The organism is ANME-2 cluster archaeon, assembly GCA_019429385.1.
GTDB lineage: Archaea > Halobacteriota > Methanosarcinia > Methanosarcinales > Methanocomedenaceae > Methanocomedens_B.
On record JAHYIS010000002.1, the window covers coordinates 97,329 to 121,290 of the forward strand.

26 protein-coding genes are annotated in these 23,962 nt (G+C 46.3%); 11 read left to right on the forward strand and 15 right to left on the reverse strand.

What is annotated here, in order from left to right; genetic code table 11:
• Positions 1-51: 51 nt before the first annotated feature.
• From K0A89_01470 to K0A89_01480, 3 genes are read right to left on the reverse strand one after another with little or no spacing between them, the layout of a single operon-like run.
• Entirely contained in the window at positions 52-900 is an 849-nt protein-coding gene (locus tag K0A89_01470; GenBank protein MBW6517159.1) for a GHMP kinase, read from the reverse strand.
• Complete coding sequence (gene coaBC / locus K0A89_01475) at positions 897-2,123, reverse strand: bifunctional phosphopantothenoylcysteine decarboxylase/phosphopantothenate--cysteine ligase CoaBC (GenBank protein MBW6517160.1); 1,227 nt, start codon at positions 2,121-2,123, stop codon at positions 897-899. Before coaBC ends, K0A89_01470 begins: the two co-directional genes overlap by 4 nt.
• A 44-nt stretch (positions 2,124-2,167) precedes the next feature.
• On the reverse strand, positions 2,168-2,695 hold the full coding sequence (locus K0A89_01480; protein MBW6517161.1) for a M48 family metallopeptidase: 528 nt from the start codon (positions 2,693-2,695) through the stop codon (positions 2,168-2,170).
• 82 nt (positions 2,696-2,777) lie between these two features.
• Here K0A89_01480 and fhcD point away from each other — a divergent pair, with 82 nt between their 5' ends.
• Positions 2,778-3,674 (forward strand): formylmethanofuran--tetrahydromethanopterin N-formyltransferase, encoded by an 897-nt coding sequence (fhcD, locus tag K0A89_01485; protein ID MBW6517162.1) that lies wholly within the window; start codon positions 2,778-2,780, stop codon positions 3,672-3,674.
• Between the two features lie 25 nt (positions 3,675-3,699).
• Here fhcD and K0A89_01490 read toward each other — a convergent pair whose 3' ends face one another.
• From K0A89_01490 to K0A89_01510, 5 genes are all read right to left on the reverse strand, one after another.
• Complete coding sequence (locus K0A89_01490; GenBank protein MBW6517163.1) at positions 3,700-4,350, reverse strand: hypothetical protein; 651 nt, start codon at positions 4,348-4,350, stop codon at positions 3,700-3,702.
• 90 nt (positions 4,351-4,440) lie between these two features.
• Complete coding sequence (gene thrC / locus K0A89_01495; GenBank protein MBW6517164.1) at positions 4,441-5,649, reverse strand: threonine synthase; 1,209 nt, start codon at positions 5,647-5,649, stop codon at positions 4,441-4,443.
• Positions 5,650-5,747: 98 nt separating this feature from the next.
• Entirely contained in the window at positions 5,748-6,338 is a 591-nt protein-coding gene (locus tag K0A89_01500) for an indolepyruvate oxidoreductase subunit beta (GenBank protein ID MBW6517165.1), read from the reverse strand.
• Complete coding sequence (gene iorA, locus K0A89_01505; GenBank protein ID MBW6517166.1) at positions 6,335-8,152, reverse strand: indolepyruvate ferredoxin oxidoreductase subunit alpha; 1,818 nt, start codon at positions 8,150-8,152, stop codon at positions 6,335-6,337. Before iorA ends, K0A89_01500 begins: the two co-directional genes overlap by 4 nt.
• A gap of 49 nt (positions 8,153-8,201) precedes the next feature.
• Entirely contained in the window at positions 8,202-8,753 is a 552-nt protein-coding gene (locus tag K0A89_01510) for a hypothetical protein (protein MBW6517167.1), read from the reverse strand.
• A 241-nt stretch (positions 8,754-8,994) separates the two neighbouring features.
• Between K0A89_01510 and traF the strand changes: the two genes are divergently transcribed.
• From traF to K0A89_01540, 6 genes are all read left to right on the forward strand, one after another.
• Positions 8,995-9,267: a conjugal transfer protein TraF gene (traF, locus tag K0A89_01515; protein MBW6517168.1), complete on the forward strand. Its 273-nt coding sequence runs from the start codon at positions 8,995-8,997 to the stop codon at positions 9,265-9,267.
• Between the two features lie 39 nt (positions 9,268-9,306).
• Positions 9,307-10,287 (forward strand): MBL fold metallo-hydrolase, encoded by a 981-nt coding sequence (locus K0A89_01520; GenBank protein ID MBW6517169.1) that lies wholly within the window; start codon positions 9,307-9,309, stop codon positions 10,285-10,287.
• A 9-nt stretch (positions 10,288-10,296) separates the two neighbouring features.
• Entirely contained in the window at positions 10,297-11,178 is an 882-nt protein-coding gene (locus tag K0A89_01525; protein MBW6517170.1) for a DNA recombination protein RmuC, read from the forward strand.
• Positions 11,179-11,274: 96 nt separating this feature from the next.
• A complete protein-coding gene (phnD, locus tag K0A89_01530) occupies positions 11,275-12,207 on the forward strand; it encodes a phosphate/phosphite/phosphonate ABC transporter substrate-binding protein (protein ID MBW6517171.1) in 933 nt (310 codons plus the stop codon).
• Positions 12,204-14,027: a PAS domain S-box protein gene (locus K0A89_01535; GenBank protein ID MBW6517172.1), complete on the forward strand. Its 1,824-nt coding sequence runs from the start codon at positions 12,204-12,206 to the stop codon at positions 14,025-14,027. The genes phnD and K0A89_01535 overlap by 4 nt, the downstream gene beginning before the upstream one ends.
• Before the next feature lie 90 nt (positions 14,028-14,117).
• Positions 14,118-15,134, forward strand: a complete 1,017-nt coding sequence (locus tag K0A89_01540) for an isocitrate/isopropylmalate dehydrogenase family protein (GenBank protein MBW6517173.1) — start codon at positions 14,118-14,120, stop codon at positions 15,132-15,134.
• 65 nt (positions 15,135-15,199) lie between these two features.
• Here K0A89_01540 and K0A89_01545 read toward each other — a convergent pair whose 3' ends face one another.
• Positions 15,200-16,483, reverse strand: coding sequence for an isopropylmalate synthase (locus tag K0A89_01545; protein MBW6517174.1), 1,284 nt, complete (start codon positions 16,481-16,483; stop codon positions 15,200-15,202).
• Between the two features lie 314 nt (positions 16,484-16,797).
• Between K0A89_01545 and K0A89_01550 the strand changes: the two genes are divergently transcribed.
• A complete protein-coding gene (locus K0A89_01550; GenBank protein MBW6517175.1) occupies positions 16,798-17,106 on the forward strand; it encodes an RDD family protein in 309 nt (102 codons plus the stop codon).
• A 158-nt stretch (positions 17,107-17,264) separates the two neighbouring features.
• Here K0A89_01550 and K0A89_01555 read toward each other — a convergent pair whose 3' ends face one another.
• Entirely contained in the window at positions 17,265-17,906 is a 642-nt protein-coding gene (locus K0A89_01555; GenBank protein ID MBW6517176.1) for a DUF4013 domain-containing protein, read from the reverse strand.
• Positions 17,907-18,111: 205 nt separating this feature from the next.
• Here K0A89_01555 and ccsA point away from each other — a divergent pair, with 205 nt between their 5' ends.
• On the forward strand, positions 18,112-18,876 hold the full coding sequence (ccsA, locus tag K0A89_01560) for a cytochrome c biogenesis protein CcsA (GenBank protein ID MBW6517177.1): 765 nt from the start codon (positions 18,112-18,114) through the stop codon (positions 18,874-18,876).
• A 51-nt stretch (positions 18,877-18,927) separates the two neighbouring features.
• Here the strand turns inward: ccsA and K0A89_01565 are convergent, their stop codons facing one another.
• The 3 genes from K0A89_01565 to K0A89_01575 all read right to left on the reverse strand — a co-directional run bounded on the left by K0A89_01565 (position 18,928) and on the right by K0A89_01575 (position 21,337).
• The gene (locus K0A89_01565; GenBank protein MBW6517178.1) at positions 18,928-19,458 is read right to left on the reverse strand and encodes a tRNA (cytidine(56)-2'-O)-methyltransferase; all 531 of its coding nucleotides are present in this window, start codon (positions 19,456-19,458) and stop codon (positions 18,928-18,930) included.
• 20 nt (positions 19,459-19,478) lie between these two features.
• Entirely contained in the window at positions 19,479-20,714 is a 1,236-nt protein-coding gene (locus K0A89_01570) for an MBL fold metallo-hydrolase (protein MBW6517179.1), read from the reverse strand.
• 443 nt (positions 20,715-21,157) lie between these two features.
• Positions 21,158-21,337, reverse strand: coding sequence for a hypothetical protein (locus K0A89_01575; GenBank protein ID MBW6517180.1), 180 nt, complete (start codon positions 21,335-21,337; stop codon positions 21,158-21,160).
• 481 nt (positions 21,338-21,818) lie between these two features.
• On the opposite strand from K0A89_01575, the gene moeB reads away from it, so the two are divergent.
• Positions 21,819-22,625, forward strand: a complete 807-nt coding sequence (moeB, locus tag K0A89_01580) for a molybdopterin-synthase adenylyltransferase MoeB (protein ID MBW6517181.1) — start codon at positions 21,819-21,821, stop codon at positions 22,623-22,625.
• A 17-nt stretch (positions 22,626-22,642) separates the two neighbouring features.
• Entirely contained in the window at positions 22,643-22,870 is a 228-nt protein-coding gene (locus tag K0A89_01585) for a sulfurtransferase TusA family protein (protein ID MBW6517182.1), read from the forward strand.
• Positions 22,871-22,897: 27 nt separating this feature from the next.
• Here the strand turns inward: K0A89_01585 and K0A89_01590 are convergent, their stop codons facing one another.
• Together K0A89_01590 and dptG are read right to left on the reverse strand one after the other, a co-directional pair.
• Positions 22,898-23,320: a hypothetical protein gene (locus tag K0A89_01590; protein MBW6517183.1), complete on the reverse strand. Its 423-nt coding sequence runs from the start codon at positions 23,318-23,320 to the stop codon at positions 22,898-22,900.
• A gap of 97 nt (positions 23,321-23,417) precedes the next feature.
• Positions 23,418-23,918, reverse strand: a complete 501-nt coding sequence (gene dptG, locus K0A89_01595; protein MBW6517184.1) for a DNA phosphorothioation-dependent restriction protein DptG — start codon at positions 23,916-23,918, stop codon at positions 23,418-23,420.
• Positions 23,919-23,962 lie beyond the last annotated feature (44 nt).

Genomic DNA, 23,962 nt, shown 5'->3' on the forward strand with positions numbered 1-23,962 from the left:
TTTCACGTAAATAATTAATCTATCGATACAAAATACATCAATGCATCACGACTACAAGGTGCGGGCCCCTATAAATCCGATGCGGCTGTGCCCTACGTTCCCGAATTCCTGCAATGCCTCCCCCTTACCCGGGGCAAACACAGTATCCCCCAGCATGGCCATGCTGGCCATCCCGCCCTGCGCCTCAACAGCTTCCACTGCATCAAGGGCACGGCTACTGATAAGCCCGGTCTCGACAGCAAACTGCCTGGACAATGACATGAAATGTTCAAGTCCCGGTCGTTCTCGCAACGACTTTAATGCCTTCACTCCCATCTCATTCACGCGCTTCATGGTCTCTTCCTCACCCAGTATTGATGCAGTGGATATCTCACCCAGGCACACCCAGGAAATTTCGCAGGGTTTGACAGATATTTGTCGCGTAACCCCCACCCCGGGCGCTCCGGGTGCAGTCCGCATCACCAGTCCTCCCGTACACTGTCCTGCCACATCCCCCATCCCTGTCCTGTTCAACACTTCAGCACAATGGGCCACAGCAGCAATTTTCCGTTCGCCCGTCCTGGCGTCATACACCTGTGCGCAGGCAAAGCCGGCAGCCAGTGCCGCAGCTCCGCTCACCCCGAACCCGAAACCCGGCCGTACATCAGACGTAAGGTCGAGGGAAAAAGGCGGTCTGTCTGTTCCCAGAAGTTCATTTAATACATATTCGACTGTAGGAAAATCCGTATGCTCGCCGTTGAATGTGATGGCAGGTACAGCAGAATGTGTATCAATTTTTGCCCTGACCCCTGCTTCAAGGCACAGCCCGCATCCGAGCGAACCTGCCTTAAGCGGGTCGGTATTGGGTATTACCGAAAAAAAACCAGTTATATGGGCCGGGGCAAAAGCACCCGCTATCATCCTGAAACCTCAAGATACCTGTCCAGTATGGAACTGGCAATACCCTGTTTGTTCCCGGTCACAGGGCCCATTACCATTCCACTGGCCTCCATCAGATATACCGTATTATCCTCGGTCCCCATCCCGCGTATGCCCACATCATTGGCAACCACCAACATAAGACCGTACCTGTCCATCAGGTCCCCGGCACTGGCAAGCAGTTCGTCCCTGCTCACATTTGTCTCAGCTTTGAATCCGATTATGTCCAGACCAGGATATTTATCCCGCACTGCTTGCAGCATTTTCCCGGTGAAACGGAGGTTCAGGGTAATCCCATCCTGCCCCGACTTTATCTTTTCATTCCTGGGTTCAACCGTATAATCAGACACAGCTGCAGAACTGATGAGCAGGTCACATCCGTTCTCGATCTCATCAAGCACGCAGCGTGTCATATCCTTTGCAGATTCGGCCATCACTTCTTTAATGCCGATGCCAGACAGTCGCGATGGAATGGATTGTACCAGTGTCACATCCGCTCCCCTGCGGTATGCTTCCAGTGCCAGTGCAATACCGGTCCGCCCTGACGAGCGGTTGGTCAGTATCCTGACCGGGTCAATGCGTTCTGCAGTCCCGCCGCCGGTTATGACCACTTTTTTGCCTTTCAGACTGCCGCCGCCCAGCATGCGCTCAACCTCAAGCACAATAGTCTCGTTGGAGGCTATCTTTGCAGTCTTTTCAGCCAAAACCGGGTCCAATATGTGTACTCCCATATGTTTTAGTTTTCCGAAATTCTCCAGCACACCCGGGTGGTTGTACATGGAACCGTGCATAGCAGGTACTATCATCACAGGTACACGGCATCCCAGTGCCGTTGTCACGAAAGTGGTGGGAGGCGTGTCATCGATTCCTGTTGCCATCTTCCCAATAGTATTGGCAGTACAGGGGGCCACCAGCAGCAGGTCGGCAATGCCGTCCTCACCGCAATATTCCACATGCTCAACTGCTCCTGTTATTCTGGTAATGACGGGCTGGCCTGTGGCATAATGCAGGGCGTCGGGGTGGATAATACCCTGCGCGGCTTCACTCATCACTGCCCTCACGCTGGCACCATGGCGGACCAGTTCCCGGGCCAGTTCAACCGTACGCACCGCTGCGATACTGCCCGTTACTGCCAGAACGATGGTCCTGTCCCTGAGCGAGTCCGATGTGGTGCCGGTCAGCAGGAATGTGGGATGATTGTTCATAATTGTACTCTGTTTGCCTGATAGATAGTTCAATGTTTTCCTGTTCACTGCTCGTCATCATCTGATATATCGCTCTTTTCGATTTCTTTGCATATCAGGAATCCTCTTGCACGCTCGGTATATTTGTATTCATTCACCTTGTTCCAGAACTTCCGGGAATGGTCGGGGTGTTCCAGGTGTGTGATCTCGTGCATTATCACGTAATCCAGCACCCATTTGGGCATTTGGGCCAGCTCGTGGGAAATACGTACGCTGCCCCGTGCTGGAGTACAGCTTCCGCGGCGGGTATTCTGGTTAGTGACATAGTTGATGGAATGGATTACAAGTTTGCCGTTAAAATATTTCTTATTGAACTCATCTGCGCGCCTTTCCAGGTAATTGTCGTTATTGAGCGCCTTACGGGTGCGTTTGTTCTCAATCTTTGTTTTCATCTTCCTGATGAGCTCTGACTCTTCCTTTTCATTTAATCCGGCAGGCATATAGACGACCAATCTGTTGCCGTCCACTTTCGCCTGGACTGTTTTTTTCCTGCGCTTACTTCTGATAACCTGGACTGCCAATTCATCATTCATTTTGCTCAAACCTGATTTAACCGAATAATTTCGATGAGTATATGTAGCCATCAGTAAAATCTGTTACCACGAGGGATTTTTTATGAAATTGAATGGAGTAGAGATAGAAGACACATATGCAGAAGCATTTCCCATAAAGATTGCCAGGGTACTGATCACCGGAGTTACAAAGCGGTGGGCTCTTGTGGCAGCTACAGAAGCAACCGGATTCGGAACATCGGTAATAGCATGTCCGGCAGAAGCAGGTATCGAAAAAATCGTAGGTGGAGATAAAACCCCAGATGGCCGGCCAGGTGCATACATCCAGATATGTACTTTCGGGTTCAAGAGCCTTGCTGAACAATTGCTGAACAGGTTGGGACAGTGCGTGCTGACCGCACCTACCGCTCACATGTACAACGGACTGCCAGATGCTGAAAAGCAGTTAGATGTAGGGTTCAAGCTCAAGTTCTTTGGTGACGGTATGGAATCAGAGTTAGAAGTAGGTGGCCGCAAAGCTTATCGTATTCCAATGATGGAAGGCGATTTTATCGCTGAGCACAGCATCGGTGCAGTGGATGGTATTGCGGGGGGTAATTTCTTTATCCTGGCCGAGAACCAGATGGCAGCACTGGCTGCAGCCGAGGCTGCTGTTGATACAATTGCCGAGGTTGAAGGCGTCATAACCCCCTTCCCTGGTGGTATAGTTGCCAGCGGTTCAAAGGTCGGGGCCAATAAATACTCATTCCTGAAAGCTACCAGTAATGAGAAGTTCTCACCAAGCATTAAGGATAAAGTAGAAGGCAGCAATGTACCTGCCGATGTGAACGGTATCTATGAGATCGTTATCAACGGACTGGATGAAAAGGTCATCTCAGAAGCAATGCAGGCAGGTATCAAAGCCGCAGTTATGATACCAGGTGTCAAGAAGATATCAGCAGGCAATTTCGGTGGAAGCCTGGGTCCGTACAAGTTCCATCTGCATGAGATTTTAAAATGAGACAATCGGTCTCATTTTTTTTACCTTATACCATTATTGGCTGCGCAGGAATCGGAATATTTTCTACATAGCAGGTACTCTCAAGGTCCCGCCTGACCACCAGTCCTTTGAACGTGAAATAAAGTTCTCCACTGTGGTTCTCTTTTAACAACCCGTGTATTAACAGGTTATCAAGAATATCCTGGCTGCATTCGAGATTCTCTAATAGCTGTCTCTTATCCACGAGCTTTTTTGGTGTGATATACAGAAGGATATCGGCATAGGTGGTATTTGCAATATTGTCTGCGATCATCCGGTCATTTCCCGAGGCGAGCACTTCATCATAGCCTGCAGACATAGTTATTGGTTCATGATCTTCAAACCTGTTTCCCATAAAATTCCGTACAACCGAAGTGTCAATGGAATTATAAAAAGCCTCATCAGCTACATATTTGGGTGATGGTTCAGGTTCCGGTTCTTTTGCTGTTATAAGCTCGTCGGCACGTCCCTCACTGCCCATCCGGCCCGGTACTATGAACGTTCCAAACGGCGATTCTGAAAAAAGATTATTAATCCCATGCAACTGACCACCGAATGCCGGTAATGTTATGACATTTGATTTGTCAGAAAAATGAATTTCTCCATTATCGTGGTCAATAAAAACTATAATTCCCTGAATATCTTTTCGCTCTATCATCTATTTCATCCCCTCAGATGAAAATTAATACTTTTATAAAAGTAAAGAAAAGTCAATATATTTAAGTATATCTATTTTTATAGATTTATATCATGAAAACACAGCGTTACGCACAGACTCCGCAGTAGCTTCCACTTCAATAGGACTTTCACATATTTTCAGGACTTCTTCAGGGTCTTTGAGCAGATGTCCTGTGGTAATGCAAACCACGGTCTCACCAGGTTCAATGATACCCATATCGAACAGTTTCCTGAAACCTGCTACCGAAGATGCACTTGCCGGTTCCACGCCGATACCCTCTACCCGGGCCAGGCTTTTCTGGGCCGCCATGATCTCTTCATCCGATACCGACTCTGCAAGTCCGCCAGATTGGTATATGGCCCGCAGTGCCTTTATTGCATTGACCGGGTCACCTATCCTGATGGCAGTGGCCACGGTTTCAGGATTTGAAACAGGCACGATATTGTTCAATCTCTGCTTGAACGCATTCACAATCGGACACGCTCCTTCAGCCTGGATACCGGTCATCTTTGGTATTTTATCTGTCAGTCCCAGTTCATAGAATTCCTTGAATCCCTTGTAGATGGCTGTGATATTTCCGGCATTGCCAACCGGCAACACGACCCTGTCAGGTACTTCCCAACCCATCTGGTCAACTATCTCAAAAGCAATGGTCTTTTGCCCCTCAAGCCGGTAAGGATTTATTGAGTTTAGCAAATAGAACCCTTCGTGGTCGCACAGGTCCCTTACCAGTTTCAGGGCATCGTCAAAGTTACCTTTAATGCTCAGCACTTTGGCACCGTGCATCATGGCCTGGGCCACCTTGCCCATGGCAACCTTCCCGGCTGGCAGCAATACCACTACAGGAATGCCTGCTTTGGCACCATATATGGCCAGTGAGGCAGAGGTGTTGCCGGTTGATGCACACGCCACCGTCTTCATTCCCAGCTCCAGGGCCCTGGATACCCCCACGGTCATACCACGGTCCTTGAAACTACCTGTCGGGTTCAACCCTTCGTGCTTAACATAAAATGCCCCGGTTCCAAATAATTCGCCCAGGCGGTCACACCTGTACAGTGGTGTACCGCCTTCATTCGTGGTCACGGGCTCCCGCTCAACAGGCAGGAGTGCTTTGTATTTCCACAACGAAACAGGTATACCTTCAAAATCTTTCCTGCTGATGGACTGGCCGGACCAGTCATAGATTATCTCAAGCAGACCGCTGCATTGAGGACAGGTATATACGACCTCTTCGGGAGGGTATTGGGCTCCACACTGGATACATTTCTGGGTGTACATCTGGGCTCTCCGGTTTAATGAAATTGATGATTGGTTGTTTATATGAATACCTATTCGAATAGATGATATCTCAATAGATTGGAATTACTTAACTTTATTCAATCGGTGGTTTCTGCAGCTTTCCTTCCCAGCCTGAATGCCGCCAAGTTCACATCCACTGTCTTCGGTGGAACAAGGCTGCGAATACTGTCTTCGAGACTATGCACATCAAGGGGCAGGAAACCCGAAACTGCCCCTATCATGACCACATTGGCGGTCAGGGGATGTCCTGCCTGGGTGGCAAGAGCATCGGCATCCACTGCAACCAGCCGTTTGCACCGACCCCCCAATTCCTTCATCATATCATCAACAGCAGGATAATCTGCACTACCTGAAAGTACGGTAATAGGCAGCACAGGGTTCGTGTTCACCACGGCCACACCATCAGGCGACAGGTAATCCACGGCCCTTAACGTTTCAGCCGGTTCAAGGGCCAGCACTGCATCGGCCCTCCCCCGGGGTATCAATGAGCCATACCTGCAGTCCAGTCTTACATGATTCTCCACCGAACCACCGCGCTGGGCCATGCCATGAGTTTCCGCTGACATGACCGGCAAACCTGCATGTACGGCCGCCTTGCCCACAATATCAGAGGCCAGTATGGCACCCTGTCCGCCCACGCCTACAATGATGAGGTCGAACCCGGTCATGTCTCCACCTCGCCAATGGCATTGAACGGACAGACCTGCGCACATACCCCGCATCCCACGCACAGGTTGCCAATCCTTGAATGACCTTTTTCACCTTTAACATCAGGCTGGTCGAATTCAATGGCAGGACAGCCGAACCTGATACATGCTTTACAGCCTCGACACTCATCCCTGTCCACATAGAAAGGTGCAAGCCTGACCCCCCTCCGGCGGGCAGTAATGATGCATTCCTGTTTTGAGATGACCACTGAGGTTCCTTTATGCTCTTTTGCCTGTTTGAATATATCAATGCTTGTTGGGATGTCAAACGGATCAGTGGTCAGGACCAGTTCCACACCGCATGCGCGTGCCATACCTTCCAGTGACACCATATACGTGGCATCGCCCAGTACGGTCAGGCCGGTACCTGGATTAGGCTGGTGTCCGGTCATGGCAGTGGTCCTGTTATCCAGTATGGTGACGGTAATATCCGCGCCATTATAAACCGCATTCAGCAACCCCGGGATCCCGGTGTGTAAAAATGTGGAGTCACCGATAGAACAGCAGATGGGTTTCGTCTCGCCCGCATGGTAGATCCCGGCGCTGACAGTTATGCTTGCACCCATGCACAGACAGGTATCCATCGTCCCCATCTGGACACCCAGGGTATAACACCCGATATCACCGGGGAAGATAGCATCCTTACCAAAGGCTTTTTTCATGGCATAGTACGAGCCCCTGTGGGGGCAGCCCGGGCACATTACCGGAGGGCGGCCAGGGAGTTCAATACCAGTTCCCTGAGCTTGATAAGCGATGTAGTCCATGCCAGACACCTTTGCAATAACAGGTTCAACGATCCCCGGGTTCAGTTCGCCGTATCTTGGTATGACATCTTTCCCGTGTATCTCAACGTCCATGCCGCCCGTAATTACCCTGACAAGCTCTTCAACCACTGGTTCGAGTTCCTCGATAACCAGTATCGTATCCACTGAACCTGCCAGTTCGCTGATAAGCCCTGCTGGTGCCGGGTATGCGCCTATCTTAAGGCAGGATGCTTTGACACCGAGCCTGTCAATGGCTTCCTTCACATATACCGATGCAACACCCGATGCAATAATGCCTAAGCGTGCACTTTCCACCATGTCAAGCCGGTTCCATTGCGAGTTTTCAAGGGCTGCTGCCATCTCATCCTGCTTATCTATCAGGACCCTGTGGCGCACCCTCGCATGGACCGGAAGCATTACCCAGCGCAGGGGAATCTTTTCAAATCCGATATCATGTTTCGCTGGTGTCGAGGTCTGCAGCCTGATACCTGACTTGCCATGACATATCCTGGTGGTGGGCCGGAAGACCACAGGAGTTTCGAACATTTCAGAGAATTCAAATGCGAAGGCTATCATGTCGTAGGCTTCCTGGGGCGTGGCAGGATCCAGGCATGGTACCTGTGCAAATGCGGCATACCTGCGCGTGTCCTGCTCGTTCTGGGATGAGTGGCAGCCAGGGTCATCGGCGGATATCACGACCATACCACCTTTGACGCCCGTATACGCAAGGGTCATGAACGGGTCAGATGCCACATTGAGGCCAACATGTTTCATAGTAACCACGCTGCGCGCACCGGTCCACGATGCACCGATGGCAACTTCCATGGCGACCTTTTCGTTTACAGACCATTCAACATGACCTTTTGGTTTCATACCTGCCAGGTATTCGATTATCTCGGATGACGGGGTTCCCGGGTAGCCGGCAACGACATCGGTGTTGCATTCATGTATGGCCAGCGCGATGGCATTATTGCCTAACAGGTAGCGAATATCTTGTTCTGACAATTGCATTCTCCGGTCTCTTATACACAATTATACCCGAATACGTTCATGTTCTCATTCACTTGCCTTCTTTAATGGTATTCAACCTTGAACTGACCTTTTCCAGAGCAATTCCTATACCTGGCAGGCCATCAGGAAGCCAAAAATCATAATCATAATACATATTGAACAGGTTACTGTACAGTGCCTCTGCAGAATCAAGCGTAACCGCACCGTCGGCTGCATCTTCCACCATTATCTCAAGTTGTTCCACCAGTCGTGATAGGTTGGACGTGATGTTCGATGCTACAATTTCCCAGTCGATAGACCGGCACCCTTCAAATTCAATGATATCCATTATCTCACTTAATTCGGCAGGTACCATGCCAAAGGCTGCAGGTCCGGCAATAAAGAACAGTTCACCTTTGGGACCATTACATACGGCAGTCCTGGGTATTGTTTCGAGCCAGTGTGATCTCAAGGCTGATTTTAACAGGTCTTGCAGGTCATCGGGTACTGGCATATCTTCATCCCGCATATATGCCAGTTCCTGTACCACTTCGATAATCTCACCATCAGATGCAACTCCCATGACCTCTACTATCCCGCAGAGTTCTTCAACACAAAGCATGATTTGTCATAGGCTTATAATGTAAAATAAAGGTTGCTTTTATGTTACACAGTGAAGGATAAACAGTATTAGTTTGAGGGAATTCCATTTTTGACAATCTATATAAACGTTGGATACGTGACTAATGTTACGATGCAAGATAATAAAAAAACACCACTAAAAGGAAGATATAAACGCTTGAAAGAGAAATGTTTGACTTGCCTGATATGTTATCCTGAATTAAAGGGGATGGTGAAAAATAATGAGTAAAGTGGTCTTAATGGACTTTGCAGCAGGCTGGTGCGGACCCTGTAAAATGCAGGACCCTATTATTGAGGAACTGGAAGAAAAGTTCAAGGGACAGGTAGAGTTTAAAAAGATCGATGTGGATACCAATATGGATATTTCCAGCAAATACGGAGTACATGCTGTACCAACTCTTGTTCTGGAAAAGGATGGGAAGGTATTCAAGAAATACGTGGGTGTTACCAGGGCGACCGTGCTGGAAGCAGACCTGAAAGCGGCACTGGAATAAATATCTGATTTTTTTACATTTTAATAATGAGCAGGTCTGATGGTTCACTCAACAATACATGACCTCGGTCTTGAAGTTGTACGGCTGACCACTATCCGCAACACCAATCGCCCTCATCTGGCACTTTCTTTTGATGACCACGTTTTTGCTGTAGACACCACCCGGACTTTTAGGAACGACCCTATCCAGCCCGATGCATACCTTATCACCCATGCCCATGCAGACCACCATGGCAGGTCTGCCATGATGTCAACAAAGTCCGTCTGTTCGAAAGAGACCGCCCGGGCACTGGAGATACGGTTTGGCAGGCAATATAAGGGAAGGACGTTTTGTATAGGCGATACCATTGACATCAATGGGATTGAAGTGTCAACTCACCACTCTCACCATACCATCGGTTCATGTGCATTCTCCTGGGAGAATGACAGCGGGACAAGAATACTGGTAACCGGGGATATGAAAGATGATTCAGACCTGCCTGAGTGTGATTTTTTAGTAACTGAAGCCAATTACGGCGACCCGGCAGACACTTCATGCTATTTCGAGGACGATATTGCAGGACTGGAACAGGTTATCGGGGATAATGTCGCCCTTGGTGCTTATGCTTTTGGCAAGGCCCAGCGGGCTGTAAGCATTGCGCGTAATGCAGGGTGGCATGACGAAATATCAATGGACAGCATGGGGTACAACCTGACAAAGAGCCTTATGACCGATTGCGGTCCACTGAATGAAATACGGGAATACAACGGAGGGCACGAGGGTATGGTAATTGTAGCGCCCTGGGACCTGGGGAAACTTCCGGGCAGCATGAAAAAATACGTGCTCACAGGCAGGCGGGACTACTATTACCCGGCCATACATATCAGTGACCACATGGACGTGACCGGCCTAGTAAATATGGTTCTGACACTCCAACCTGAAGCCACCCTTATTTACCATCCTGACGGTTATAGGCCACAGCGGCTGGCAGCACATCTTAGCAAGGTGGGATATCCGGCAGTTGCACTCAGTGAGATATAGGAGTTTGTTATGATGTTGACAGATACCCTGCTGGGAACTATTATCGTCCTGTTGTTCATACTCATTTTGCTCGTGCTGAAACAGGGCAAGGTCGAGCCGAGAGATGTTGAATCTGCAGTATCGAACACCTGGGTAAGGCTCGGTCTTGACAAGCGACTGGGCGAATTGACCACCTATGCAGGTGATATCAGGGATAATTACCGGTCACTTGAGCAGATGCTCCGTGTCCCGACCCAGAGAGGTGCCCTGGGTGAGATGGCACTGGAGACCATTCTTACAGACCAGCTTCCTCCTGGCATGTTCGGTATCAGGACAAAAGTGTTCGATGGCAGGGTGCCAGATGCATACATCAGGTCAACAGTGGGTATTATCTGCATAGATTCCAAGTTCCCGCTTGAGAATTACATCGGCTTTATGGAAAATGTTGACCCTAAAGTGCAGGACGGTTTTAAACGCCAGTTCCTGAGGGATGTACAGGGCCATCTGGATAAGATAGCGCAGGATTATGTGCGTCCTGATATGGGTTCGGCAGAGTTTGCTTTTGCTTACATCCATTCGGAAGGTGTGTACTGGTTCCTGGTCAATGAGGGTTTTGAAATGCTCAGGGATTTCACAAAAAAAGGAGTGCAGATCGTGTCGCCGCTGACCCTGTCCCACAAGATAGAACTGATAAAAGCAGGAGTGCATGCCCGTAAACTATCAGAGGATGCCCAGCAGGTGCAGGCAGCACTGGCAGTGCTGTCCAGGCGTTTTATTGAAATAGATGATAAATGGAGAGTGTTCCACCAGACCCACCTGAGGAACCTGGGTAACAAGGCCGGAGAGATCGATTCGGCATACAATGAACTGAGGAGCGATTTTGACAGGATCGGCAGGTTATCAGATGAATGAAATCGATACTAATGTAACAATTATATAAGTTGTATAACTATATTTATATGTAGGCAAATAAAACGACACAAAACAGTATCCGTTTAGGGGCACAATATGAGCAGGCCATCGAAAAGATATACTTTTTCATTGATAATTCTTATAATAGTAATTACTTTATCATCAGCTGGCTGTTTTGGACTGGAACCTGCAAAAAATATATCCATTGATGAAGTTGAATCCACAAATGGGGCACAACCAGAGATACAGCCTATGAGAATAGCAGTTTCTGCAATGGTATCCCCAAAAGAAACGATGATATATTATAATGAATTGCTGGATTATGTATCGGAAAGGACTGGCTATCCTGTAGAACTTGTGCAGCGGGAAACCTATATGGAAGTAAATGATCTGGTTGAAAACCAGTATATAGATGCTGGGTTTGTATGTACGGGTGCATATGTCGAAGGTCATGATAAGTTCGGGATGGAACTGCTGGTGGCACCTTTAGTTAATGGTGAGCCATATTATTATTCATACATTATAGTATCACAAGATAGCAAAGCCGAAACTCTTGAAGACATCAGGGGTAAAAAATTCGCCTTTACCGACCCATTATCAAATACGGGAAAACTTGCACCCACATACATGCTGGCACTGATGGGTGAGACACCTGACTCGTTCTTTTCCCGTTATATTTACACCCAAAGTCATGATAGGTCCATTGAAGCCGTAGCAAAGAATCTCGTATATGGTGCAGCAGTGGACAGCTTGATATGGGATTATTCAAATGAAACAAACCCTGAATTCACCTCAAAGACGAAAATTATTAGAAGATCAGATCCATACGGCATACCACCTGTGGTTGTTCACCCGGATACTGACCCTGAATTAAAGAATGAACTTAAAAATATATTCCTGACCATGCACAAAGACCCCAAAGGTGCAGAGATCCTGGAACATATTAACATTGACCGGTTTGTCGAGATTGAAGATAGTGAATACGATTCTGTACGAAATATGAGCTTTGAAACACGAATATTACCATGAAACCAGGAAATAATTTTCTTGACTTCCTTATAAAGCCACTATCAGGATTCAGTATAAGGGTCAAGTTGATCTTATCAGTGACAGCTATTCTATTACTCCTGGGTATTATTTCAAATGTTTTTGTTTATCAGTTTCAAACAGGAATGATGGCATCTGAACTGCAGGATGAAGGTATTTCAATTACCCGTTATCTGGCAGAGAATAGTGTTAACCCGATACTTACCGATGATGTGATAGAACTGCAGCATCTCATAGAAAATATCAAAATTGCCGAATCTGATGTCGCTTATGTGTTCATTCTGAATGGAAATGGTGAGATTATCGTGCATACGTTCGAAGGAGGATTCCCGTCTGCTTTGCTGGATGTAAATCCTGTCAATGGAACATCATCCACCAGGCACATTAAGATCGAAGGTGAGAATATATTTGACATAGCATTTCCTGTCCTGGAAGGAAGGATTGGAGAGGTACATGTGGGGATGTCGCAAACACATATCGATGAAATAGTATCTCGTTCAATACTTGTATCAGCGGGATTCATTTTCATTTCAATGCTCATAGGTGCTGTACTGGCATACGGTGCAGGAACATACATATCCCGTCCCATAGTTTCACTAAAGAAAGGTGCAGTGGAGCTTGGAAAAGGTAATCTTGGTTATAAGGTCGATGTAGATTCCAAGGATGAGATAGGGGATCTGGCTGTAACATTCAACACAATGGCAGAAAAACTGGAAACATTAATCCATGAAAAGGAAGTTGCACACCAGAAAATACTTGAAACAAGTAGATATCTCGACACCATTATTTCTGGCAGCCACGACGGCATCTCGGTTATGGATTCTTATGGTCGGTTCGAGTTTGGAAACAAAGCTTTTTTCGAGATAGGGGGTTATGAAGAAAAAGACCTTATCGGATTGAATTTCATAACAATCATACCTCCTGACCTTCATGATTTCATGCTTGAGCGCTGGGAAGAGGTTCAAAAAGGTATGGGGAAGCCATATGAAACACAAATCATCTCAAAGGATGGGACTCTGAGGGACCTGATGGTCAGTCATAAAGATATTGAGGTAGAAGGAGCAAAAAAATATGTCGTGGTCGTCAAAGACGTTACCGATATCAAGAAACTGGATGAAATGAAAAGCGACATTATCTCCAACATTTCCCATGAGCTCCGTACACCTATGACTATCATGAGAGGTTTCGCAGAACTGGCGATGGATGAAAAAGACCCGGTAAAAAGAAACGAATACCTTAGAAAGTCCATCAAAGCTATTGACAGGCAGAACCAGATGATACAGGACCTGCTGGAAATAGCTGTTAGTGAAAGGAGCACTATCAAACTCAACTATGAGATTGTTAACCTTAAAGACATAATAGATATATCAGTGAAAAATGTTGAACCAAAGGCCAGTTTTCAGGAAATAACGATTTTAAATATGATTGAAAATGATATCTCTGTAATTGCAGACTCACAACAACTGGCTTATGCACTCACCAAACTTCTCGATAATGCAGTCAAGTTCAATAAAAGGGGTGGTAAAGTAGAAATACGGTCAAAACAGGGCGGTGAGCATATCGAGATATCTGTTCAGGACACAGGCATTGGAATTGCAGAGATTGACCGTAACAAGATATTTGATAAATTTTACCAGGCAGACTCCACAACTACCAGGAATTACGGGGGAAGTGGTGTTGGGCTTACCATAACCAGGCATATCATTGAAGCACATGGCGGTACCATCAGGGTTGAGAGTGAACGGGGAACAGGAACTACATTTTTCATAACCCTGCCTGTTGAAAAAACAATTACCTTTTAAAGGGGGACTGCAATGAATGCTTTCGAAGCTCTTAAGTGAAATAATTCCCTATAAGGGTCAATTTGAAAACAGCAACTGAAGTGAAATGGTATGAGCAAGAAAGTAGCAGTAATAAAAGGAGATGGTGTCGGACCGGAACTGGTCGACGCCATGACCGCAGTGGTACAGGCTGCCGGAACGAATGTTGAATTAATACCCTGTGAGGCGGGAGCCACCTGGTGGGAAGCACATGGCGGAAATTCACTTATCCCCCAGGAAACCTGGGACCTGCTTGAAAAGACCGATGCATGTTTTAAAGGACCGACCACCACACCTGGCGGAGCGGGTTCACCCAGGAGTGTGGCTGTATCCATCAGGCAGAAATTCAACCTTTATGCCAATGTCAGGCCGACCAGGACTTTCCCGAACACGGCAAAGCCACTGGGTGATGTGGATTTCGTGTGTGTCAGGGAAGGTACCGAAGGATTGTATATCGGTGAAGAAGTAAAACTTACCGATGATGTTTATATTGCCATCCGCAAGATAACCCGTACCCAGAGCAGCAAAATTGCACGATATGCCTTTGAGGAAGCAAAGCGCAGAGGCTGGAAGACCGTTGTGCCCATCCACAAGAGCAATATACTCAAACTGACCTGCGGCACGTTCCTTGAAGAAGTGGAAAAGGTCCACAGGGATTATCCAGGGATAGAAGTGTGGGAATATCATATCGATAATATAGCCCAGCAATTGATAAAGAATCCACAGATATTCAACGAATCGATATTACTGTCCACGAATCTTTTCATGGATGTCATCAGCGAGGAATGCAGTGCGCTGGTCGGCAGTATCGGGTTGATATACTCTGCCAATATCGGCGACAATTATGCCATGTTCGAACCTGCTCACGGTTCAGCGCCTAAATACGCGGGTCTGGATAAGGTCAATCCGGTAGCTACCATACTGGCAGGGGCATGGATGCTGGATTATCTTGGCGAGAGAGAGCAGTCAAAGGCCATGTTCGATGCCACTGAAGCGGTCATCTCGGAAGGCAAGCATGTAACCTATGATATGGGCGGAAGCGCAAAGTTGAGCGAAATGACAGATGCCATCATTGCCCGGTTGAAATGATCAATTTTAGAAAAACAAGAACGTCCGGCGGTTTAGTCCGCCGGCATAATTATTTTGACTTGATTTCAGCTTTTATCTGTCTTTTCATGAGTCCCGGATTCGACAAGGGGTTCCAGCATAAAGTATTTCTCAACGTATCCCTTTAATTCCTCATCAGATATTGACGATATCCTCAGTTCATTGTCGTAGAGCCGTTGAATATCTGCCTGTATGGACTTAAGACGCGGGTCACGCTTCAGTATCTTGGCTTTGACACCCATCAATTCGTTCAGGGTCTCCTGGACCTTATGCCTGAGCACTTCCAGTCCCGAGGAATTGCCGACCAACAGCAGCCGCTTCCCCCCCACCCTTTCGGGCAAATAGGCTTCATAGGTGAAGGGGTTCTTGATGACACCGGCTGTGTGGATACCGCTCTCATGGGCAAATATATTCCTACCAACAACAGCTTTGTTCCTTGGCACCCTGATACCGATCTCCCTCTCCATGAACCTGGCGAACTCAGTGACCATTTCGAGATCATACTTTTCAAATCCTTCTATCCTCTGCATAAGGAATAACATTATCTTTTCCAGTTCTGCATTGCCGGCGCGCTCGCCTATGCCCAGGAATGTCAGACTTGTCCAGTTGGCACCATACCAGTATCCTGCCAGCGAGTTTGCCACAGCCAGGCCAAAATCATCATGGATATGGGTCTCGATGTTCCTGACCCCCATTTCATCTTTCAGGTATTTGACCATCATCGGAATGCCATAGGGTTCATCTACTCCGTCAAAGGGCACTCCCATTCCCAGGGTATCACACAATCTGATGATACAGTCCGGGTCAATTTCGACGATCTTCTGGATGAGGGGATATACAAATCCATAGTTATCGGCACGGGTCATGTCCTCGATATGTGCGCGAGTACGCAAACCATGGTCCACAGCATATTGCATCGCATCAAGATACTTTTCCTGAGCTGCTTCCCTTGATGGCAGCCTCATTTTATCAAAAATATGGGAATCGGATACTGACATGAGTATGCCTGTTTCCCCGATGCCATCCATTTCCAGCACAACGTCAATGTCGGCTGGATTTGCCCTTGCCCACCCTGTAACTTCAGGGAATTCATAACCTCTGTCCAGCATTTCCCTGACTGCTTCCTTATCCCGCCTGTTAAAAACGAATGTTTCCAGTTTCTCTATTCCCATCTGGTGGAGGTATTCGTAGATCTGTAGTTTCTGGCTCTTGGACATCACAATACCCGGCATCTGTGAGCCGTCACGGATTGTGCTGTCGCTTATAAATACTTCCTGACCTTTTGGTAATTTAATCTTAGGAAGGTCATCATAGTCTTTGTATACTTTCATCGAGACCTTACATGGAAGTGTAAGGATAAAATGGTTGTTATTTTTTATTTTTGAGTGGATGGTGTGTCCTGTGAAAGAGTACCAGAGTTAATAATTATGGGGTAAATTAAATATTTTACAGATAATTATAAGAAGATTATATATACAAATATAATATATCTTTAATAGTGAAAAACAGGAGGTTTTCTCTTGAATGAAGAAATGAATGAAAAAGCAGGTTTTTTTCAACGATTGATAGCATATTTGATCGATAGTGTATTACTCAGTATTGCAATAGGATAATCGTTGTAATTGGTATGATTGGAAGTTTTGCAATGATAAACAATCAAACGGTAGTAATTGTACTTATGCTTCTGATGTGGGTACTTATTGTAATTGTGTACTTTGGCTATTTCATCTATTTCTATGGCACATCGGGACAGACATTGGGCAAGAAAATGTTAGGTATCAAAGTTGTATCTACCGATGGTACGCCGTTAACATATAAGAAAGGATTATTGAGAGTTATTGGTTATATCATTGCTTCGATCCCAATATATATCGGCTATATCTGGATGCTGTTCGATGAAAATAAACAGAACTGGGAAGACAAAATAGCAAATACCTATGTGGTTAAGGTATAATTGATAGAAAGTTAATAATTAAGAAAAGCAGTTCTTAATGTATGACAGCTAAATTGGCAGCAGGATGCTTTTCACAAGTGATCCTTGCTGTCAATTCTCTCTTTTTTTAAAAAAAAAGTATCCCTGGAACAGACCAGGGAATTTCGAACATTTCCTTTTCAGGTACCTGATGCTGCGTAAACTTTCCCGAACATGTTTGCAGCTACGAGAGCTACATAAAAGTGCGCAAAGATCATTACCACCCAGCCTATGAAAGGAACAAAGGCAATGATACTTACAATGAACATCAATGCATATATGACAATTAATGCAATTATGTATTCTCCAATAACGGACCTTATCCTCGAAAACAGTTCCCCGATCCTGAATGCAGCGCTTATTGAATCTTCTTTGGCGTACATTGATAATGCCATCGGTAACAGCAGACATACAATAAACATCAGGAACACACTTATCAGCGAACCTCCAATAATAGCACCTATACTGGCAGCGGTGACGTCACCTGATGTGATTAACGAAAGCACGCCTCCACCTATTGAAAGGAACATTACAGCCAGAGGTATGAGCATATAAATAATTACCACAATGACCACAATCAATCCTTTGACAAACAGATTTCCCCAATCATCCCATTCAGGCAGGACAGATTTCCCATCAATGCCTCCTCGTACCGTTTTGATAGAATATCCAAATGCAATGAAATTTACGATAGGAATCAGCATTATCAGACCGCCGATCACTATTTTCTTGAGCCATTCATTGTCATTGGCAGGAAACTTGACTGTTTCAACTATATCCATACAATATTACCTCCTTAAAAAGAAAAACAACATCCACTCTCTTAACCTGTGCAATCGCTTAACATTGCATTAAAATTTTATCTCCTGTCATGAGATTTATAGTTATCGCATGCTTAACAGCTCCATTGTGTAAAATCATTTAATACACATGAAATCACTCATAATATCTCAAATCATGTAGATGGGCTTATCAGGGATGAAATATATGAAACGCAGCAATACTAAAAAAATTCTCTATGTAGCTACCGTTCTTGTAATACTTGCAGCCATTGGTATCATTTTCTTCAATGCACCCGTACCTATAAACCCGGGTGAGCGGGGCACTTATACTGATTCCCAGGGTCAGGTGCAGTATATATCCACCGATGCCCAGTGGACAAATTATGTATTCAGTTTCCATATTGCCTATTTCCATATCGCTATTGCACTAACAGCATACCTGGCATTCCTGCTGGTATTTATTTTCAGCATACTCTATCTAATAAAAGGCAAGCAGGAATGGGACATTAAAGCTGCTGCGTCGGCTGAGGTAGGAGTCCTGTTCGGAGGACTTACCCTGATAACCGGTTCCATCTGGGGGGGAGGTGCCTGGGGACATTACTGGCCACCCGGAGATGTGAGGCTTAATACATCACTGGTTCTCTTCTTCATTTACCTCGCCTACCTGATGATCCGGCAAGCTGTGGACTCTCCAGAGAAGCAAGCGCGTCTGTGTGCTGTATTCGGGGTGATAGGTTTCATCAGTGTCCCTATCAGTTTCATGAGCATCCGTATCTGGTCATCGGCCACAACCCACCCAACAGTTCTGGGCCCGGGCGGAGGCGGTATGACCGGCAGTGCAGTTATTGTTCCTATGGTGGTCAATGTGGTTGCATTTGTGCTGCTGTGTATCTCATTGATAATTTATAAAGTTGATAATGTAAATCTGCGCGAAGAACTGATGGCTGCAAAAGATAAAAAGGGTGTTTAGCAAAAGTTCACCCTCCGGAGATAGAGACCTGGTGAGCCCGTTGCAGCGTGTTTATACTTCCTTGACTACCTTTCCCTGTTCATGAGGTACTATCTTCAGTTTCCCGCCCGGAAATTCCCGTGTCAGGGATTCAATACCTCTTGCAGTGTTCACGCGGTCAAGGAACACTGCCAGGGCTGCTATCTCTGAATGGGGCTGGCTACCGACAGCCACGTTCCAGTCCGCAGCCTGGTATATGTCAGGGGGCACCTTTTCCGCACCTACCACTACCATCAAAGAGCTTTCCTTTGAAATCTCATCAATAACATCAGGCAGGTTCTGCCCGTACATGGTCAGGTGAACAACGCGGCCTCCCTCGTCTTTCCAGGTGCGCACCTCCTGTTTCCATGAATCCACGGTTCTGGCAAAGAAGCTGCCGCCCCAGCGACCTGCAACTTCGTTGAGGCTGTTGATCACTCCTTTATCGTTCGATGCCAGCAGCATTCCACTGGCCCCCAGTGCCCGTGCGGTAAGTCCTACATGGGTGGTGACACGCTGGTCTCTTTCGGGACGGTGGCCGAGGCGCAGTATAACAGTGTTCATATCAATAGGATCCGGCATAATTACATATATATCTGGTCACCGTTATCGGGTGCAATTGCTTTGACTTCCATGTTCTCATTGATCCATGCTGCGAACTCGGATGTCCGGTCACCGTGCATGCATATTATGACCTGGCATCCTCTATCAACCTGGTCCTGTACCATTTCCTTCAATCCGGAATCGCTGCTGTGTGCCGAGAAATCATATAATTCCAGTTTAGCAATAAGGGGTATTATCTTTCCTTTATCTTCATAATGCCCCCGTTCAAGTGCCATACGTCCATTGGTCCCTTCAACCTGGTATCCTGTCAGCATGACCTTTGACCTGGGGTCGCTGTGTAATTGTTTCAGGTAATACAGTGCCGGACCACCGTTCAACATGCCTGCGGTCGTTACGATGACGCCGGGCTCGTCCAGTACATTTCTTCTTACCCTGCTATCCACAGGATTTGCGAACTTGAAGGCCTTATCAAGCCTTGCAGGGTCTTTCAGGTAATCAGGATGTTTTTTGAATATTTTATACACGTCCTTTCCCATGCCGTCAACCCATGACCGTATGCCGTATTTCTCCAGTATCATGAGCACTTCCTGGGTTCGTCCGATGGCAAATGCGGGTATTATTGCCCAACCGCCATTGTCAACGGTCGCTTTGATAGAGTCTGCAAACGCTGCCTCAAGTTTTGGCCTGGGGCTGTGTTCAATGCCGTAATAGGTACTCTCGACAATCGCGATGTCGGCAACGGGCAATTTCTCTGCCGGTGCAAGCAGGTTGGTGTCACGGTTGTCCACATCTCCTGTATAGAGCAGACTGCCGGTCTTATTTTCAAGGTATATTGATGACGAGCCCGGGATATGTCCTGCATCATACAGGGTGGCTTCATATCCCGAGGCATCAAAGGGGGTGCCGTAGTCCACCGTGCTGGTATGCAATTCAAAGTCCCTGATATCTTCTATGATAAATGGCAGAACATGTCCCTCTGCATTAGCTATCTTCATGGTGTCTTTTGCCAGGAGCGCTGTCAGGTCCTTTGTTACAGGGGTCATGAACACGCCGGGCTTCATGTCCATCAGGTTAGGCACCACACCGCAGTGGTCCAGGTGACCGTGGGACACAATGATCGAGTCGGGTTGCACGCCGCCTATCGGATACTGGGGCGGGTCTGAGGGTTTCATGCCATAGTCAAGCAGGATATTATCGTCCACTACCACAGCCGAGCGGCCGACCTCTCCGGCTCCTCCAAGAAATCGCAGGTTAATGTATATCGCCTCTCAAAATTTTCAGGTTTAAATATAGGTTAAAGGATACTTAACGGTTGTCGACGGTTGTGGAACTGTAGTAGTCTCATGCAACGATGTTGATATGAGTGAAAATGGCACGGTGAGCAGGTTGAAAGTGTTCTCATTCATTATGTTTGCTGGAACTATCTCATTTCCCCCTCAATGAACCCTTCAACGCTCTTAATATTTGAGGGGGGTCAGGTGGTAGAGTTTGTAGACGAGCTGGTCTATTTGGTTTTCAAGGGGTTTTATACGGGCTTGTTTTTGTGGGATTTCGATATGATCTAAGTCTTTCATGAGTGATGCAAATTTTCCTGATAATTCGCCCCATCTTCATGAGTTAAAATTGTTAAATCAGAAGTCATGGTAAATTGATATTCGAACATTGTCCATTCATTTTCAAAATTGTTATATTATTCGGATTATTTCTTCCTGTAAACATTTAATCCGATTTTGATATCTTCCTTATCGGAAATTGACTGATTGCCCTCACTCGAAGCAATTATAATAGTTTTGCCAGAGGATGATGGCCCGAATTCTTTTGTCAAGTCCACTTTTATTGTTAAAATATTCCCGTCCTGTGTCATTTCAACGTTCTTCATAATGTAATAACCATCCTTTTATATTTCGTGTGTTTTTGCATGAACTTTGTTAAAATTGTATTTAACCCTTCTCAATCTATAAAGCTGCAAATCTTTTTGGGAGTAAGGTTTACTTTATAGTTTCATTCGGCGTGTTTTATTCATACATCCTTGTACTTTGCGTCCTTCGCGCTCTTTGCGGTGCCCAGTTTTATCTTTTCATAGCAAAAACCGTGTCGGGTTGGTTTGTAATGCCAGCATCAAATGTTCTTATGCCCTCTATGTATCTTTTCCATTTCAGGGTAATTCATCTTATTTTAATGCAGGGGAATACATTATGTGCATTAAGGAAAAGTTATACTGAAGAATAACTTGATTCTCTGATATATCCAATAAAAATCCAATTGTCACCACCAGAAAATATTTATGTCAGTAATACTTTAGTAGTCTAAATACAACCCACAGTAATATTTGCCCCTTATTCAGGAGATATGATCAGATGATAGGCGGATTTAATGAAGAACAAATAAGGCGGTACTCCCGCCATATCATACTTGCCGAAGTTGGCGGTAAAGGACAGAGAAAACTGCTGGACTCAAAAGTGCTGTGTATCGGCGCAGGAGGGCTTGGTGCCCCCATTATCCAGTACCTGGCTGCAGCCGGAGTAGGCACGCTCGGTCTTGTGGATGATGACGTGGTAGACCTGAGCAATCTGCAGCGCCAGGTCATACACGGCGGGAACGTAAATAAGTCCAAAGTACTCTCGGCTGCCGAGTTCGTGGAACGGCTGAACCCTGACGTGAAGGTCATACCCTACGAGACCAGAATAAATGCCAGTAATGTCATGGATATTATCAAGGACTACGATATTGTAGTCGACGGTTCAGACAATTTTGCCACACGGTATATGGTGAACGATGCCTGCGTGCTGACCAACACGCCACTGTCCCACGGCAGTATCTTCAGGTTCGAGGGGCAGGTCACGACCATTGTACCGGGAAAAGGACCCTGCTACCGCTGCCTGTTCGAACATGCGCCTCCTCCGGGCATGGTGCCGTCCTGCCAGGAAGCAGGTGTGCTGGGTGTGCTGCCCGGTATCATTGGTGTCATCCAGGCTACGGAAGTTGTGAAATACCTGCTCGGTATCGGCGAGCTGCTCGTGGGCAGGATGATATATTACGATGCACTCAACATGACCTTTGATGAGATCAAGATTCGAAAGAACCCCCAGTGCCCGGTCTGCGGTGACGAGCCGAAAATAGACAGTATACAGGAAGAACTGTACGGGGAATCGTGCAGGATATGGTGAAAACGGAGTGATAGAATATGGCAACAGCGAAACTTGACCTGAAGGGCGAAGAGTGCCCCTTCACCTTTGTAAAGACAAAACTGAAACTTGAAGAACTGGAATCGGGCGACACACTTGTTGCAACCTATGACCATGAGCCTGCTATCGGGAACGTGCCCCGTAGTTTAAAGGCCGAGGGTCATAAGATCATCAGTATCGAGGAGATTGGAACCGGAGTTTGGGATATTACGATAGAGAAGGCGTGAAAGGCTATATGGTTTTTTTCATGCCTTTCAACCCTTTATTTTTTCCAGTAAAGTCCGGACCTTGTTTAATATCACTTTTTTGTATATTTCAGGTTGTGTTATGTTGAACAGGGAAATACCGTCAACATACCAGGCTACTTCATTGACCAGCTTTTTATCTTGAAGTTCATCTATCAGGAACTTCAGTTTACTGACATCATCCATAGCCTGTCTCCAATCTCCGCCGCTGTTGATATCATAGTCTTCTCCTTTGGAGAAAAGGTCCCATTTTTTCAGGGCGAAGGCGTACGTTTGAAGCCACTGCACATCGTCCCTGGATACATTTCCAAATCCAGGTGTCCCTTTGTATGCCGTTTTCTGCAGCTTCCTTGCAAGCGATGCAATTTCAGCAAAGGTCAGTGTGTTATTGTCAACCTTTTCAAGGAGTTCATTGATTTCAATTACACTCATTCATAATGAGATTGTACTGTTATCGCACAAATATCTTTTGAAAGGCCTCCCTGAACTGAACAACAGGTATTCGGTAAGGATAATGACGCTTTGTTACTTACATTCCGAATACACGTTTCTTCTCGGCCTGATCATTGTTACCATCTCCTATGGCAGACAAAATCGATTCAAGTTTGTTTTTTTCGTCATCTATCTGCCTCATGCCCACTTTCAGTGATTCTTCAGCTTGTTTGCGCTCAGTAATGTTCTCGATCTGTAAGATAAAATAGAGCGGTGTATTATTTGTATCCCTGACCAGAGAAACAGAGAGATTGATCCAGATGATCTCATCATCTTTCCGGAGGTAGCGTTTTTCCATGTTGTACGTACGGATGGTACCCTGGAGCATCTGTCGCACATATTCAAGATCAGCTTTAAGGTCATCTTTATGCGTAATGGTCTTGATATCTAATGCAAGCAGTTCCTGTTCAGTATACCCGATCATCTCACATAATGACGAGTTGGCCCTGAGCCATTTTCCATCAGTACCCACTAAAGCCATTCCGATGGCACATTGCTCAAACGCCAGTTGAAACGAGATTTCACACTCCCCCACCATTTTTTTAGACTTTGCCTATGTTATTTAGGCTGACTCCATGTAAT